This is a genomic window from Risungbinella massiliensis, from assembly GCF_000942395.1.
Lineage (GTDB): Bacteria > Bacillota > Bacilli > Thermoactinomycetales > Thermoactinomycetaceae > Risungbinella > Risungbinella massiliensis.
On record NZ_LN812103.1, the window covers coordinates 113,472 to 128,025 of the forward strand.

Genomic DNA, 14,554 nt, shown 5'->3' on the forward strand with positions numbered 1-14,554 from the left:
GAAAGGATGTGCTTTTGTGAGAAAAGGAAAACCGCCCGTTTTTCAGCTTAAGACCCAAACAGTGGTAGTTATCGGGATCGCCGCAGCTTTATACGGACTTTTATCTTTTGCTACTAGTTATATTCCAATGGGAGGAAATAGTTTGCGTCCTGCCGTTGTAATATTGACTCTCTTTGGTGCTTTATATGGTCCACTTGTTGGGTTTTTTGCTGGTTTTTTTGGAAACGTTGTAGGTGATTTGATCACTGGTCAGATTTGGATTAACTGGTGTATTGGGAATGGAGTTCTTGGTATGTTTGCAGGTTTCATTTACTTACACAAAAGGTTTAATCCTAATGAAGGAAAATTCAACTGGATACATTGTGTCTTGATTCTATTCTACAGTGTTATAGGAAATGCTGGAGGGTTAGGATTAGCTGGAACTCTTGATTATTTGTTACAAGGTATTCCGCCAGAGACTGTGTATAGCTGGATCGTTCTACCCACATTGACTAACCTTGCGTTCCAATCTACATTAGGACTAATTTTGATTACTGCATTTACTCAGAGAAAGTCAAACAAAAATTCTCTTGAGATTGAAAGGTAAATTTGATAGAACCCTCCCTCCAAGTGGAGGGTTTTATTTGAAAGGATGGTTTAACAGATGGATCCAATAATTACAACACGCAAGCTCTCCTTTACTTACCATGGTGTGAAGCAACCGACCATCCAAGATCTTACTTTTTCTATTTGGCCAGGAGAAAAGGTCTTGATAGCAGGACCAAGCGGCTCAGGTAAATCGACCCTTGCTCGTTGTCTAAATGGGCTGATACCCAACAGCTATCGAGGAAATTTACAAGGTTTGATCAAGATTGACGGTGTGAATCTACAAGATGCAACGTTACGAGATCTTTCTCATAGAGTAGGAACAGTCCTGCAAGATCCAGAGGGACAATTTGTTGGATTAACAGTAGGAGAAGACGTTTCATTTGCTCTAGAAAATCAGAGAGTACCTCAAAACATTATGAATCAGTTGGTTCAGTCTGTTCTTCAACAGGTAGGAATGGAATCTTTTATCCAACATACACCTCACCAGCTGTCAGGTGGTCAAAAGCAGAAAATTGCATTAGCTGGTGTTCTGGTATTAGCCCCAGATATTCTGCTATTTGACGAGCCTTTTGCCAATCTAGACCCTGCTAGTACAATTGTTATGATGCAGTTGATTAATGAATTGAATATGAAACACAACAAGACCATTATTATTATTGAGCATTGTATTGAAGAAGTTTTTGAGATGGGAGTAGATCGAGTTCTCCTGCTACATGAGGGACGACTCGTTGCAAATCAATCCCCACATCAAATCTTAGCTTCAGGTTATTTAAAAGAAGCTGGGCTTCGACATCCGTTATTCTTGGAAGCGTTGGAAAATGCCAATATTCAGTTCTACGATGAAGCACCATGTTCCATCAATGAATGGGATATGCAATATGACGAATTAGAAAGAGTATACGATTGGGTAGGGTATGAAAAGTTCTACCAAAATAAAACCTTTGGCTCTAATAGCGTAGTAGATTTAGAGCGAGTATCTTTCTCTTATGATAAACAAAAACCCCTTTTGAAAAATATTTCGCTAGATATACGAGAGCATGAAAGAATTGCTTTACTAGGTCATAATGGTGCTGGTAAATCTACACTTTCACAGCTACTTCTAGGCATTTTAAAGCCTGACAGCGGAAATATTTATTTAGATGGTAATAACACTGCTAGTTGGTCGATTGCGGACCATGGAGAAGTGATTGGTTATGTCATGCAGAACCCTCATCATATGCTCTCACAAGAAATCGTATGGGAAGAAGTAGCATTTGGACCTCGTAACTATGGATTCGATGAAAAAGAGGTAGAGTATAGAGTAGCTCATGCGTTGGAGGTCTGTGGATTAAGAGGGTATCGGAATTGGCCAATTTCTGCTTTAAGTTTTGGCCAAAAAAAGCGTGTCTCTATTGCGTCCGTACTTTCGATGAAACCGAAGCTACTTCTTTTGGATGAACCAACAGCAGGACAGGACTATCGACATTATCGGGAAATGATGCAATTTATTAACTCGCTTACTCATGAAGGGATTGCCTTACTTATGGCGACACATGATATGCACCTAGCATTAGAGTATACGGACCGTGCAATTGTGTTGTCGGATGGACGGATCGTGGCTGATGCTCCAACAGTAGAAGTCTTCTCAGATCAAGAATTATTAGAAGCAGCTAATCTCCGTACAACAAGCTTATATGGACTTGCTGAGAGATTAAACATTGCTCCGGTCTCTGTTCTATACCGGTTTTTAATGGATAATGAACAGGCGGTGTATCAATGAGTACATACATGGAGTTCCAATATGTAAATGAACAGTCCTTGATGCACCGTTTAGATGCTAGAACGAAAATTTTATTGTTTATAATTTGGGCTACTTGTACCTTTATGTTTATCGATATACGGGTACTTGGTGTGTTGATGATAATAGGCTTTAGCTTATTCCCAATATCAAAGGTACCTTTCCGAAGAATTCGTCGAGCCGTATTAGTTATGATACTGTTCCTTAGCTTAACAGCTGTGACTACCAATATCTTGACTCCCTCTTATGCTGGGATTTATGTAAAGCACCAAACGATTTTGTTTAGTATAGGGAATATTGATATTACACAAGAAACTTTGTTCTACTGTCTCACGTTAATGGTAAAGTATCTTGCACTCCTACCATTTGCCATATTGTTTGTTTTGACTACTAACCCTAGTGTCTTTGCTAGTAGTTTGCATAAATTAGGGATACCTTATAAGATTGCTTACTCTTTAAATATCGCGTTCCGCTACATCCCCAACGTTCAAGGAGATTATAATCAAATCTCTTCAGCGCAGCAGGCAAGGGGACTGGGTAAGGGACACCGGAACTCTCGTATTAAGAGAGCATTTACAATCTTGTTCCCTTTGATTTGGTCTAGTCTGGATCGGGTGGAAACGATCTCTAATGCCATGGATTTACGTGGATTTGGTAATAAAAAGAGTCGATCTTGGTATAACAATACTCAATTTAGCAAGCTGGATCTATGGACTGCGATCATAGCACTCCTATTTTTAGGTGTTGCAATTTATTTGAGACTTACATGGTTTCCTACTTTCTGGCATCCTTTCGAAATTATAGGATAACCATTAATAAGTTTGTAGAAGAAAAAAAGAGCTTGGTTTCCATTTGGGAACCAGGCTCTTTGGTTTGCGATTTTCTTAAAGGACTTTGATAAAAATCTCCTATATCGTCTACAGGGGGCACTCGTAAAAGCCCTAAACTCAAAAGTCAAATAAGTATTAAGTACATGGCTCAGACAATAAGTATTCTCTGGTCCATTTTGAATGCATAGTAAATAATAGATTGATCTAAACTTTCGGTGTTTTTTAGGTGGAACGATGTAAAAATTAGATTCATCTAATACAGATGCCCAGTATAGTCACCAATTTGATTTGAAGCTGTTTTTTCATATAATCCTAAGAGGTATAGTGTTAAAGAGTGTGATGATGTCTATTAATCTTTCTGTATCTCCTGTTAGGGTATTGGCTCGATGCCCAAAAATATGAAACTATCAAAACAAGGAGAATAATAGGTTGGATGATCGAGGGTTACAGAGAAGGAAAAGAGCTAATAAAGAAGAGTAGAGAGTAATAAGACCAGATTACGATTTGCTAGCAAGCAAGAGGAATCAAACAAAAATGTTTGCTGAAATTAAATGCTTCCTCTTAAAATAAGTAGAACAAAAAATAAAGTAATGGAATCTACCGCAAAAGAGAAGATTTTCTCTTGCATCCCATACACTCATCTTATATAATAGCCAATGTTGACTGTGAACAGCGTTGAAGCGGAAGGTTGCCGACACGCCCGGCTCCTTTGCCATGGCCGGCGAGGGGAAAATTTCCGTGGAGAAGTTCATTTTCTAAAAATGAGCGAAAAGGAGGGAACAGCATGGCAAAACAAAAGATTCGCATTCGGCTTAAAGCCTACGACCACCGTATCTTGGATCAATCCGCAGTGAAGATCGTGGATACAGCGAAGCGCACAGGTGCTAACGTATCTGGTCCGATTCCATTGCCAACAGAGAAAAGTGTTTACACGATCCTACGGGCGGTTCACAAATATAAAGACTCCCGTGAGCAATTCGAAATGCGCACTCATAAGCGTCTGATCGACATCGTGAATCCTACGCAACAAACCGTAGATGCACTGATGCGTTTGGATCTGCCATCGGGTGTAGATATCGAAATCAAATTGTAAAAAACCACTTCATACAGGCAGGAGGTGTAACTAGTGAAAGGGATTCTCGGTAAAAAAATCGGGATGACACAGATCTTTAGCGATAATGGTCAAGTGGTACCAGTTACCGTTGTAGAAGCTGGACCATGTGTTGTCCTTCAGAAAAAGGTTGTTGAAACCGATGGATACGAAGCGATTCAAATTGGTTTTGATGCAGATGTAACCAAGAAGAACAATAACTCTCGCGCTAACAAACCTGCTTTGGGTCATGCGAAAAAAGCAAACGCTCAAGCACAAAAGTTTGTGAAGGAAATCCGTGGAGTTAACGTAGGTGAGTACGAACTAGGTGCAGAATTGAAAGCAGACCTCTTTAGTGCAGGAGAACTAGTAGACGTTACTGGTACTTCTAAAGGGAAAGGTTTTGCAGGTGCGATCAAGCGCCATAACCAAGCACGTGGTCCTATGAGTCACGGTTCTCGTTACCATCGTGGACCTGGTTCCTTGGGAGCAACGGATCCAGCTCGCGTATTCAAAGGTCAAACCCTACCAGGACGCATGGGTGGAGAGCGTATCACTACTCAAAACTTGGAAATCGTTCGGGTTGACGCTGATAAAAACCTTCTCTTGATTAAAGGTAACGTTCCTGGTCCTAAGAACAGTTACGTAGTCATCAAGAGTGCAATTAAAGGAAACTAATCGTTTAAGAAAGGAGGAGCTTATATGCCGAAAGTTACTGTATATGACATGAGCGGCAAAGAGGTAGGAGAAGTAGAACTAGCTGATAAGGTGTTTGGAATTGAACCAAACGAGGCAGTTTTACATGATGCAGTTGTAATGCAACAAGCATCCCTACGCCGCGGTACTCACGCTGTGAAAAACCGTTCCGCTGTACGTGGTGGCGGTCGCAAGCCTTGGAAACAAAAAGGTACGGGACGTGCACGTCAAGGTAGCATTCGCTCCCCACAATGGGTAGGCGGTGGTGTGGTATTTGGGCCAACTCCACGTAGCTACGCTTACAAGCTTCCTAAAAAAGTACGTCGTCTTGCTATCAAATCTGCTCTTTCATCCAAAGTGAAAGATCAAGAGTTGCTAGTGTTAGATAATTTGACTCTAGAACAACCAAAAACACGTGAAATGGTAGCGGTCCTCAAAAGCTTGGGTGCAGAGAAAAAAGCACTTGTTGTGACTGATTCTCTGGATCAAAATGCAGCTCTTGCAGTTCGTAACCTACCAAACGTAAAGTTAATTCATGCTGATGGCGTGAACGTTCTAGATGTTTTATACCACGATAAGCTCATTATGACACGTGGTGCAGCAAGCCGTGTTGAGGAGGTGTTTGGCCAGTGAAAGACCCACGCGATATCATCCGTCGTCCGATCGTAACGGAAGCTTCTACTGCTGATATGGAGCTTGGCAAATACGTTTTTGAAGTAGACGTACGTGCGAACAAAGTAGAAGTGAGAAAAGCTGTGGAAGCGATCTTTGGCGTGAAAGTTGCGAACGTCAACACTTTACGTGTTCCTGGTAAGCAAAAACGCTATGGTCGTTACACCGGTCGTACACCTGAGCGGAAAAAAGCGATTGTACAGCTTGCAGCAGATAGCAAGCCAATTGAAATCTTTGAATCCTAATAAATAATTGATGAGAAAAGGAGGGAAATGAAGTGGGTATTAAATCTTTTCGTCCAACAACTCCATCTCGTCGTCAGATGACGGTTTCTACCTTCGAAGAAATCACTACGGACAAGCCAGAGAAATCTTTGCTTGCTCCACTAACGAAAAAAGCAGGTCGAAACAACCAAGGTCGTATTACGACTCGTCACCAAGGCGGCGGTCATAAACGGAAATATCGTATTATCGATTTCAAACGTAACAAAGACGGCATCGTCGGAAAAGTTGCCACAATCGAGTACGATCCAAACCGTTCTGCGAATATCGCATTGGTTAACTATGTAGATGGAGAAAAACGCTACATCTTGGCTCCGAGCGGTTTGAAAGTCGGTCAAGAAGTAATGTCTGGTCCTGAAGCAGACATTCGCGTTGGTAATGCTCTTCCACTTCGTAACATTCCAGTCGGTTCTGTAATTCATAATATCGAAATGAAGCCAGGTGCTGGCGGACAGTTAGTACGTGCTGCTGGAGCTTCTGCTCAGCTACTCGGGAAAGAAGGAAAATACGCGATCATCCGTTTAACTTCTGGTGAAATGCGTTACATCTTACTCGAATGCCGTGCTACTCTTGGTCAAGTTGGTAACTTGGATCATGAATTGATCAACATCGGGAAAGCAGGACGTTCTCGCTGGCTCGGTAAACGCCCAACCGTTCGTGGTTCTGTAATGAACCCTGTAGACCATCCACACGGTGGTGGGGAAGGACGTGCACCGATTGGTCGTAAAGGTCCTGTTACTCCATGGGGTAAACCAACTCTTGGATACAAAACCCGCAAGAAAAACAAAGCATCTGATAAGTACATCATCCGTCGTCGTAAAAAGAAATAGGGTGATGCAACAGATCACCTCACTCGAAGGGAGGTTTTGTCGATGGGCCGTAGCCTGAAAAAAGGGCCTTTCGCCGATGCTCATCTCCTGAAAAAGGTTGAAGAGCTCAACGAAAAAAACGAAAAGAAAATTATCAAAACTTGGTCTCGTCGTTCTACTATTTTTCCTGACTTTGTAGGACACACCTTTGCGGTACATGATGGTCGCAAACATGTGCCAGTTTACGTGAGCGAAGACATGGTAGGTCACAAGCTAGGTGAATTTGCACCTACTCGTACTTACAAAGGTCATGCAGCTGACGATAAAAAGACGAAAAGACGGTAAGAGGATCGCTTGATCGAGAGGAGGGAATGAGATGCAAGCTAAAGCAATTGCACGCAATGTGCGTATCGCTCCCCGTAAAGTACGCTTGGTAATCGACCTGATTCGTGGTAAGTCGGTTGAAGAAGCAATCGCGATCCTGCGTTTTACTCCTCGCGCCGCTTCGCCGATTATTGAGAAAGTACTTACATCTGCTGTAGCGAATGCAGAGCACAACCAAAACATGGACACCAATTCATTGGTAGTCGCAGAAGCATTTGTAGACGAAGGACCAACCTTGAAGCGCTACATGCCTCGTGCACAAGGTCGTGCTAGCCGTATCAACAAACGTACTAGCCACGTTACTGTAGTGGTCTCCGAGCGTTAAATTACGAACTAAGGAGGGAAGAAGATTGGGTCAAAAAGTTAACCCTACAGGTCTACGGGTAGGTATTATCCGTGACTGGGATTCAAAATGGTATGCTGGTAAAGACTACGCTGATCTGTTGCATGAAGACATCAAGATCCGCGACTTTATCAAAAAACGTTTGAAAGACGCATCGGTTTCTCGTGTTGAGATCGAACGTATGGCTAACCGTGTCAACGTAACAATCCACACTGCGAAACCTGGTATGGTTATTGGGAAAGGTGGCGCTGAAGTAGAAGCGACTCGCCTTGCACTCGCGAAATTGACCGACAAAAAAGTACACATCAACATTTACGAAGTGAAATCTCCGGAGCTCGATGCACATCTGGTAGCAGAAAACATCGCGCAACAATTGGAGCGTCGTGTATCTTTCCGTCGTGCAATGAAACAAGCAATCAATCGTACTCTTCGTTCTGGTGCGAAAGGTGTACGTACAATGGTTAGTGGCCGTTTGGGCGGTGCTGACATCGCTCGTAGTGAAGGCTACAGCGAAGGTACGGTTCCTCTTCACACGCTTCGTGCAGATATCGATTACGGTTTTGCTGAAGCAGACACCACTTACGGAAAAATCGGTGTGAAAGTTTGGGTCTATCGCGGTGAAGTTCTCCCAACGAAAAACAAAGGAGTAACAAAAGGAGGCGAATAACGCATGCTGTTACCAAAACGTGTGAAATTCCGCCGACCACATCGCGGAAACATGAAAGGTCAAGCCAAAGGTGGTAAAGAAGTAGTCTTTGGTGAATATGGTCTGCAAGCGTTGGAGCCATCTTGGATTACCAACCGTCAGATCGAAGCAGCACGTATTGCGATGACTCGTTATATCAAACGGGGTGGGAAAGTTTGGATTAAAATTTTCCCAGATAAACCAGTTACTCAAAAACCTTTAGAGGTTCGGATGGGTAGCGGTAAAGGTTCCCCAGAGAAATGGGTCGCTGTTGTAAAACCAGGTAAAATCATGTTTGAACTTGCAGGTGTATCAGAAGAAGTAGCTCGTGAAGCTATGCGTCTGGCTGCAAACAAACTTCCAATCAAGACGAAATTTGTAAAAAGAGAAGCAGGTGGTAACGAATGAAGGCACAAGAGCTCGTAGAGTTGACCACCGCCGAAATCGAACAAAAGCTTGCTGAGTTCAAAGAAGAACTGTTTAACCTCCGCTTCCAGTCCGCTACTGGTCAGTTGGATAACCCAGCTCGACTCGGTCAAGTGCGTAAAGACATTGCTCGTTGCAAAACCGTTCTTCGCCAACGTGAACTGGATAGCGAAAGGAGGATTCAGGGATGAGCGAACGCGAAACACGCCGGAAAGTTCGAATCGGTAAAGTGGTTAGCGACAAAATGGACAAAACCATCGTCGTTAGCGTCGAGACTTATAAAAAAGACACTAAGTATGGCAAACGTGTAAAATACACGAAGAAATTCAAAGCTCATGACGAAAATAACACAGCGAAAATCGGTGACACCGTAAAAATTATGGAAACTCGTCCTCTTTCCAAAGATAAGCGCTGGCGCCTAGTAGAAGTAACTGAAGAAGCTGTGATTATCTAATTTCGTAACCTAAGCACTGTGGGAAGGAGGGGCATTCATGATTCAAAACCTTTCTCGTCTCCGTGTTGCGGATAACTCTGGAGCGAAAGAAGTTATGTGTATTCGTGTTCTTGGTGGGTCCAAGAAAAAGACTGCAGGTGTTGGTGATGTTATCGTTGCATCGGTAAAACAAGCTACACCAGGTGGCGTTGTCAAGAAAGGCGATGTAGTGAAATGCGTAATTGTACGCACTACCCGTGCTACTCGCCGTCCAGACGGTTCTTACATCCGTTTCGATGAGAACGCAGCAGTTGTAATTAAAGACGATAAAAGCCCACGTGGAACTCGTATCTTTGGCCCTGTTGCTCGTGAACTTCGTGAGCATGACTTCATGAAGATTGTATCTCTAGCTCCAGAAGTACTGTAAGGTTCGGAAACATATAGACTCCGCAAACAAAGGAGGTGCCCGAAAGTGAGTGCAAAGCGCCCTAATAAACTGCACATCAAAAAAGGTGATACAGTAATCGTGATGCGCGGTAAAGAGGCTCCTTACTTCGAAAATGGTAAGAAAGTCTTCACCAAAGGTCGTGTCATCAAAGTTCTCCCGAAAGAGAACCGTGCGATTGTGGAAGGTGTGAACATGGTGAAAAAACATGCTCGTCCTTCACAAGCGAACCCTCAAGGTGGCATCATTGAAAAAGAGGCGGCAATCCACCTCTCTAACTTAATGATCGAAGATCCTAAAACAAAAGAACCAACCAAAGTTGGTTACAAATTTGTTGAAGGAAAAAATGGCGAAAAGAAAAAAGTTCGCTACGCAAAAAAATCCGGAGAAATTCTGGAGTAATAGTAGGCTGAAATGAAGGGAGGTTCTTCAGATGGCAGCTCTCTTGAAAGAGCATTATCAAAACGAAATCGCACCTGCACTTCAAAAGAAGTTCGCATATAAATCTGTGATGCAGGTTCCGAAGGTCGAAAAAGTAATCATCAACATGGGTGTTGGTGAAGCTGTTCAAAATTCGAAAGCATTGGATAGTGCTGTAGAAGATTTGACACTCATCTCTGGTCAAAAACCAGTTATCACTCGTGCTAAAAAGTCTATCGCTGGTTTCAAACTGCGTGAAGGCATGCCAATCGGCGTAAAAGTTACGCTTCGTGGTGAGCGCATGTATCACTTCCTTGAGAAGTTGATCAATATCGCTCTTCCTCGTGTACGTGACTTCCGTGGGGTTTCTGCTAAATCTTTTGATGGACGTGGAAACTATACCCTCGGTTTGAAAGAACAATTAATTTTCCCGGAGATTTCTTACGATAAAGTAGAGAAAGTTCGTGGGATGGATATCGTAGTGGTTACCACTGCAAACACTGATGAAGAAGCTCGTGAACTTCTGACTCAAATGGGTATGCCTTTCCGTAAATAGGCACATAAGACGAAAGCAAAGGAGGGAATCAATTGGCCAAGAAATCGATGATCGTGAAGTCTAAGCGTCAACCTAAGTTTGAAGTTCGCGGTTATACTCGTTGTGAACGCTGTGGCCGTCCTCATTCGGTCTACCGTAAGTTCCGTCTTTGTCGTATTTGCTTCCGTGAATTGGCCTACAAGGGTCAGATTCCCGGCGTGAAAAAAGCTAGCTGGTAATATGAAAGTGAAGGAAGGAGGGCTCATATATGGTGATGTCAGATCCAATCGCTGATATGCTGACAAGAATCCGGAATGCGAACATGGTGCGCCATGAAGCTTTGGAACTTCCTGCTTCTCGTGTAAAACGCGAAATTGCAGAGATCTTGAAACGTGAAGGTTTCATCCGTGATGCTGAGTTTATCGAAGATAACAAACAAGGGATCTTGCGTATCTTCTTGAAGTACGGGTCTAATAACGAAAAAGTAATCACTGGCTTGAAACGAATCAGCAAACCTGGTCTTCGTGTCTATGCTAAATCTACTGAAATCCCTCGTGTTCTTCGTGGTCTTGGGATCGCGATTCTTAGCACGAACAAAGGTGTTATGACCGATAAAGAAGCACGCCAGCAGAACGTAGGCGGCGAAGTTCTGGCTTACGTCTGGTAATCTCTCTCTCTTATGTCAGGACGGAGGTGAACAAGAATGTCTCGTATTGGGAAAAAACCAGTAACAATCCCAGCAGGTGTTGACGTTCAAGTAGTTGATGGTCGTGTAACCGTAAAAGGACCAAAAGGAACTCTTACTCGTGACTTCAACAAAGATATCAGCATCCAAGTGGAAAATAATGAGCTTACGGTGACCCGCCCTAGCGATCATCGTACGCACCGTGCACTTCACGGTACCACTCGCAGTCTTGTTGCGAACATGGTAGAAGGTGTAGCTAACGGTTTTACCAAAACACTTGAAATTTCTGGTGTTGGTTACCGTGCGACCAAGAAAGGCTCTAATGTTGTACTCAATGTTGGTTACTCTCATCCAGTAGAGATCCAACCACTTGAAGGCGTAGAGCTAGATGTTCCTTCTAACACCCAAATCGTGGTGAAAGGAATCGACAAACAAAAAGTAGGCGAAATGGCTGCTAACATCCGTTCAGTACGTGAACCTGAACCTTACAAAGGAAAAGGTATTCGTTACAGCGACGAAGTTATTCGCCGTAAAGAAGGTAAAACCGGTAAATAATGCCGCGTAGCTAGAAAGGAGTGAATTGGCCGTGATCACAAAACAAGATCGTAATAAGAAACGGAAAAAACGCCATCTGCGTGTTCGTAAAAAAATCACTGGTACCACTCAGGTTCCACGTTTGAATGTTTTCCGTTCTTCGAAAAATATCTACGCTCAATTGATCGATGATCTACAAGGCGTGACGATCGTTTCTGCATCTACTCTTGATCCTGAGGTTGCAGGTGATAAGTCTGGAGCGACTGTTGAAGCTGCTACTGCTGTAGGTCAATTGATTGCAAAACGTGCTCTAGAAAAAGGTTTAAAAGAAGTAGTTTTTGATCGTGGTGGATACATCTACCATGGCCGTGTGAAAGCATTAGCTGATGGTGCAAGGGAAGGAGGTTTGGAGTTTTGAGCAGACAAGAAAAGCCTCGTAAACGTGATGCACAGCAATCCGAGTTTACAGAGAAAGTGGTTAATATTAACCGCGTAGCGAAAGTTGTAAAAGGTGGACGCCGTTTCAGCTTCAGCGCTCTGGTAGTAGTCGGAGATGGCAAAGGACGTGTAGGTGCTGGTATTGGGAAAGCAGCTGAGGTTCCAGAAGCAATCCGCAAAGGAATCGAAGATGCTAAGAAAAACCTAATCACTGTACCACTGCAAGGAAACACCATTCCACACGATATCATTGGTCGCTTCGGTGCTGGTTCCGTTCTATTGAAGCCAGCTTCCAAAGGTACTGGGGTAATTGCGGGTGGAGCGGTACGTGATGTACTAACCGTTGCAGGAGTAGGAGATATTCTTACGAAATCTACTGGCTCCAACAACCCAATTAACATGGTACGTGCAACACTAGCTGGACTAACAAGTCTGAAACGTCCAGAAGATGTCGCAAAACTTCGCGGTAAATCTGTAGAAGAACTGTTAGGATAAGGAGGGATGACCGTGGCAAACCAACTGGCGATAACTCTGAAAAAGAGTATGATCGGACGTCCAGAAGTGCAACGCGTCACCCTGCGCACTCTGGGTCTTAATAAGCGGGAGCAAACTGTTGTTCAACCAGACAACGATGCAATCCGTGGTATGATTAAAAAGATTCAACACATGGTTGAAGTAAAAGAAATAAACAATTAATGGTTTGGAATAGATGTAGAGGAGGTGCGAAGGATGAAATTGCATGAGTTAAAACCAGCTACTGGTTCTCGTCAAACCCGTAAACGCGTAGGTCGCGGGATGGCTTCCGGGCTCGGCAAAACCTCCGGTCGTGGGCATAAAGGGCAAAAAGCGCGCTCTGGTGGCGGCGTTCGCCCTGGATTCGAAGGTGGACAAAACCCGATCTACCGTCGTCTTCCAAAACGTGGTTTTACCAACCCGAACCGTAAAGAATACGCAGTCATCAACATGGATGCATTGAACCGTTTCCCAGAAGGCACAGAGGTAACTCCTGAACTTCTGATTGAAGAAGGCGTAATCAAAAATGTGAAAGACGGTGTAAAGGTTCTCGGTAACGGTGACCTGACAGTTAAATTAACCGTCAAAGCTCATAAGTTCTCTGAATCAGCTGCAGCGAAAATTTCCGCAGCTGGTGGAGCGACGGAGGTTATCTAATTATGTTTCAGGCCATGAGCAACATATGGAAAGTGGAAGATCTTCGTCGTCGGATTCTCTTTACGCTTATGATGTTAGTTGTTTTTCGGATCGGCAGCTTTATTCCCGTTCCGAACACTAATGCAGACATATTAAAAGCGTTTACTGAAAACAGCCAAGGCGTTTTCGGTCTCATTAACGCATTTTCTGGTGGTTCCTTTGCGAACTTCTCGATCTTTGCGATGGGGATTTTCCCATACATCACGGCTTCTATTATCATGCAACTATTATCGATGGATGTCATTCCGGCATTTTCGCGTTGGGCTAAAGAAGGAGAAGTTGGTCGTAGGAAGATTCAGCAATGGACTCGTTATTTTACGATTATCCTTGCAGTTGTTCAATCGATCGCGATGTCTATTGGCTTCAATCGTATGGCAGCCGGTTTCATAATTGATCCTGGATTTTGGACTTACTTCCTGATCTCACTTACCTTAACCGCAGGAACTGCTTTCTTGATGTGGGTAGGGGAACAGATTACGGAAAAAGGTATTGGGAACGGAATTTCCATTCTCATTTTTGCAGGTATTATGGCGGCACTTCCAACGACTAGTATGTATGTTTACAATAGCTTCTTCCCTAAAGGTGCCAATGTTGCCATCGGCGTATTGAAAACTGTGGGCCTTCTGTTGATTGTAGTTTTCCTGATTGTTGCAATCATCTATATTCAACAGGGTGTTCGCAAAATTAATGTACAATACACGAAAAGAGTAGTTGGACGCAAAATGTATGGAGGTCAATCAACGCATATTCCTTTGAAAGTGAATGCTGCGGGTGTGATCCCAGTCATCTTTGCAACCTCTCTGTTACTTTTCCCACCTACGATTGCAAACTTCTGGGCTGGAAATCCAGTAGCAGATTGGATTAGTACCAACTTTAACTATACAAGTGCTCCTTTAGGTATGGTGTTGTTCGTTATCCTGATTCTTGGTTTTACTTACTTCTACACATTTGTACAGATCAACCCGATGCAATTATCGGATCAGATGAAGAAAAATGGTGGGTTTATTCCAGGAGTTCGACCAGGTAAACAAACGTTGAACTACCTGACAGGGACTCTTAATCGTTTGACGCTATCTGGAGCATTGTTCCTTGCAGCAATTTCGATTATACCAATTCTCTTTATCAACTTAGCTGGTCTGCCTCAACAGGTTCAAGTTGGTGGAACTTCCTTATTGATCGTAGTTGGCGTCGCGCTAGAGACGATGAAAACGATCGAAAGTCAGTTGATCAAACGACACTATAAAGGATTCATGAAATAGATCATACTGCTTAGT

The 14,554-nt window shown here is 43.2% G+C and carries 25 protein-coding genes; all 25 read left to right on the forward strand.

What is annotated here, in order from left to right:
• The first annotated feature begins 16 nt into the window (after window positions 1-16).
• Window positions 17-586 carry an ECF-type riboflavin transporter substrate-binding protein gene (locus VJ09_RS11520; RefSeq protein WP_044641877.1) on the forward strand — a complete coding sequence of 190 codons (570 nt, stop codon included), beginning with the start codon at window positions 17-19 and terminating at the stop codon, window positions 584-586.
• Window positions 587-643: 57 nt separating this feature from the next.
• Complete coding sequence (locus VJ09_RS11525) at window positions 644-2,347, forward strand: ABC transporter ATP-binding protein (RefSeq protein ID WP_044641878.1); 1,704 nt, start codon at window positions 644-646, stop codon at window positions 2,345-2,347.
• Window positions 2,344-3,174 (forward strand): energy-coupling factor transporter transmembrane component T family protein, encoded by an 831-nt coding sequence (locus VJ09_RS11530; protein WP_052807368.1) that lies wholly within the window; start codon window positions 2,344-2,346, stop codon window positions 3,172-3,174. Before VJ09_RS11525 ends, VJ09_RS11530 begins: the two co-directional genes overlap by 4 nt.
• An 805-nt stretch (window positions 3,175-3,979) precedes the next feature.
• A complete protein-coding gene (gene rpsJ, locus VJ09_RS11535; RefSeq protein WP_044641879.1) occupies window positions 3,980-4,288 on the forward strand; it encodes a 30S ribosomal protein S10 in 309 nt (102 codons plus the stop codon).
• Window positions 4,289-4,321: 33 nt separating this feature from the next.
• Window positions 4,322-4,963 (forward strand): 50S ribosomal protein L3, encoded by a 642-nt coding sequence (gene rplC / locus VJ09_RS11540; protein WP_082050544.1) that lies wholly within the window; start codon window positions 4,322-4,324, stop codon window positions 4,961-4,963.
• 24 nt (window positions 4,964-4,987) lie between these two features.
• Window positions 4,988-5,614, forward strand: coding sequence for a 50S ribosomal protein L4 (gene rplD / locus VJ09_RS11545; RefSeq protein ID WP_044641880.1), 627 nt, complete (start codon window positions 4,988-4,990; stop codon window positions 5,612-5,614).
• Window positions 5,611-5,898, forward strand: coding sequence for a 50S ribosomal protein L23 (gene rplW / locus VJ09_RS11550; protein WP_044641881.1), 288 nt, complete (start codon window positions 5,611-5,613; stop codon window positions 5,896-5,898). The genes rplD and rplW overlap by 4 nt, the downstream gene beginning before the upstream one ends.
• A gap of 32 nt (window positions 5,899-5,930) precedes the next feature.
• Entirely contained in the window at window positions 5,931-6,764 is an 834-nt protein-coding gene (rplB, locus tag VJ09_RS11555) for a 50S ribosomal protein L2 (RefSeq protein ID WP_044641882.1), read from the forward strand.
• A gap of 42 nt (window positions 6,765-6,806) precedes the next feature.
• Window positions 6,807-7,088 carry a 30S ribosomal protein S19 gene (rpsS, locus tag VJ09_RS11560; RefSeq protein WP_044641883.1) on the forward strand — a complete coding sequence of 94 codons (282 nt, stop codon included), beginning with the start codon at window positions 6,807-6,809 and terminating at the stop codon, window positions 7,086-7,088.
• Window positions 7,089-7,119: 31 nt separating this feature from the next.
• Window positions 7,120-7,452: a 50S ribosomal protein L22 gene (rplV, locus tag VJ09_RS11565; RefSeq protein WP_044641884.1), complete on the forward strand. Its 333-nt coding sequence runs from the start codon at window positions 7,120-7,122 to the stop codon at window positions 7,450-7,452.
• 25 nt (window positions 7,453-7,477) lie between these two features.
• Window positions 7,478-8,137, forward strand: coding sequence for a 30S ribosomal protein S3 (rpsC, locus tag VJ09_RS11570; RefSeq protein ID WP_044641885.1), 660 nt, complete (start codon window positions 7,478-7,480; stop codon window positions 8,135-8,137).
• 3 nt (window positions 8,138-8,140) lie between these two features.
• Window positions 8,141-8,563, forward strand: coding sequence for a 50S ribosomal protein L16 (gene rplP / locus VJ09_RS11575; RefSeq protein WP_044641886.1), 423 nt, complete (start codon window positions 8,141-8,143; stop codon window positions 8,561-8,563).
• The gene (gene rpmC, locus VJ09_RS11580) at window positions 8,560-8,772 is read left to right on the forward strand and encodes a 50S ribosomal protein L29 (protein WP_044641887.1); all 213 of its coding nucleotides are present in this window, start codon (window positions 8,560-8,562) and stop codon (window positions 8,770-8,772) included. Before rplP ends, rpmC begins: the two co-directional genes overlap by 4 nt.
• Window positions 8,769-9,035, forward strand: a complete 267-nt coding sequence (gene rpsQ, locus VJ09_RS11585) for a 30S ribosomal protein S17 (protein ID WP_044641888.1) — start codon at window positions 8,769-8,771, stop codon at window positions 9,033-9,035. The genes rpmC and rpsQ overlap by 4 nt, the downstream gene beginning before the upstream one ends.
• Window positions 9,036-9,072: 37 nt before the next feature.
• The gene (gene rplN / locus VJ09_RS11590) at window positions 9,073-9,441 is read left to right on the forward strand and encodes a 50S ribosomal protein L14 (protein ID WP_044641889.1); all 369 of its coding nucleotides are present in this window, start codon (window positions 9,073-9,075) and stop codon (window positions 9,439-9,441) included.
• 69 nt (window positions 9,442-9,510) lie between these two features.
• Entirely contained in the window at window positions 9,511-9,861 is a 351-nt protein-coding gene (rplX, locus tag VJ09_RS11595; protein WP_044642848.1) for a 50S ribosomal protein L24, read from the forward strand.
• 31 nt (window positions 9,862-9,892) lie between these two features.
• Window positions 9,893-10,435 carry a 50S ribosomal protein L5 gene (gene rplE / locus VJ09_RS11600; protein ID WP_044641890.1) on the forward strand — a complete coding sequence of 181 codons (543 nt, stop codon included), beginning with the start codon at window positions 9,893-9,895 and terminating at the stop codon, window positions 10,433-10,435.
• Window positions 10,436-10,467: 32 nt separating this feature from the next.
• Window positions 10,468-10,653 carry a type Z 30S ribosomal protein S14 gene (locus VJ09_RS11605; protein ID WP_044641891.1) on the forward strand — a complete coding sequence of 62 codons (186 nt, stop codon included), beginning with the start codon at window positions 10,468-10,470 and terminating at the stop codon, window positions 10,651-10,653.
• Window positions 10,654-10,682: 29 nt separating this feature from the next.
• The gene (gene rpsH / locus VJ09_RS11610) at window positions 10,683-11,081 is read left to right on the forward strand and encodes a 30S ribosomal protein S8 (RefSeq protein WP_044641892.1); all 399 of its coding nucleotides are present in this window, start codon (window positions 10,683-10,685) and stop codon (window positions 11,079-11,081) included.
• A 36-nt stretch (window positions 11,082-11,117) separates the two neighbouring features.
• Window positions 11,118-11,654: a 50S ribosomal protein L6 gene (gene rplF, locus VJ09_RS11615; RefSeq protein WP_044641893.1), complete on the forward strand. Its 537-nt coding sequence runs from the start codon at window positions 11,118-11,120 to the stop codon at window positions 11,652-11,654.
• Window positions 11,655-11,685: 31 nt separating this feature from the next.
• Window positions 11,686-12,051 carry a 50S ribosomal protein L18 gene (gene rplR / locus VJ09_RS11620; RefSeq protein ID WP_044641894.1) on the forward strand — a complete coding sequence of 122 codons (366 nt, stop codon included), beginning with the start codon at window positions 11,686-11,688 and terminating at the stop codon, window positions 12,049-12,051.
• Window positions 12,048-12,566, forward strand: a complete 519-nt coding sequence (gene rpsE / locus VJ09_RS11625; RefSeq protein ID WP_044641895.1) for a 30S ribosomal protein S5 — start codon at window positions 12,048-12,050, stop codon at window positions 12,564-12,566. The genes rplR and rpsE overlap by 4 nt, the downstream gene beginning before the upstream one ends.
• A 6-nt stretch (window positions 12,567-12,572) precedes the next feature.
• Window positions 12,573-12,767: a 50S ribosomal protein L30 gene (gene rpmD, locus VJ09_RS11630; RefSeq protein WP_187118709.1), complete on the forward strand. Its 195-nt coding sequence runs from the start codon at window positions 12,573-12,575 to the stop codon at window positions 12,765-12,767.
• Window positions 12,768-12,800: 33 nt separating this feature from the next.
• The gene (rplO, locus tag VJ09_RS11635) at window positions 12,801-13,241 is read left to right on the forward strand and encodes a 50S ribosomal protein L15 (RefSeq protein ID WP_044641897.1); all 441 of its coding nucleotides are present in this window, start codon (window positions 12,801-12,803) and stop codon (window positions 13,239-13,241) included.
• 2 nt (window positions 13,242-13,243) lie between these two features.
• Entirely contained in the window at window positions 13,244-14,539 is a 1,296-nt protein-coding gene (gene secY / locus VJ09_RS11640) for a preprotein translocase subunit SecY (RefSeq protein ID WP_044641898.1), read from the forward strand.
• Window positions 14,540-14,554 lie beyond the last annotated feature (15 nt).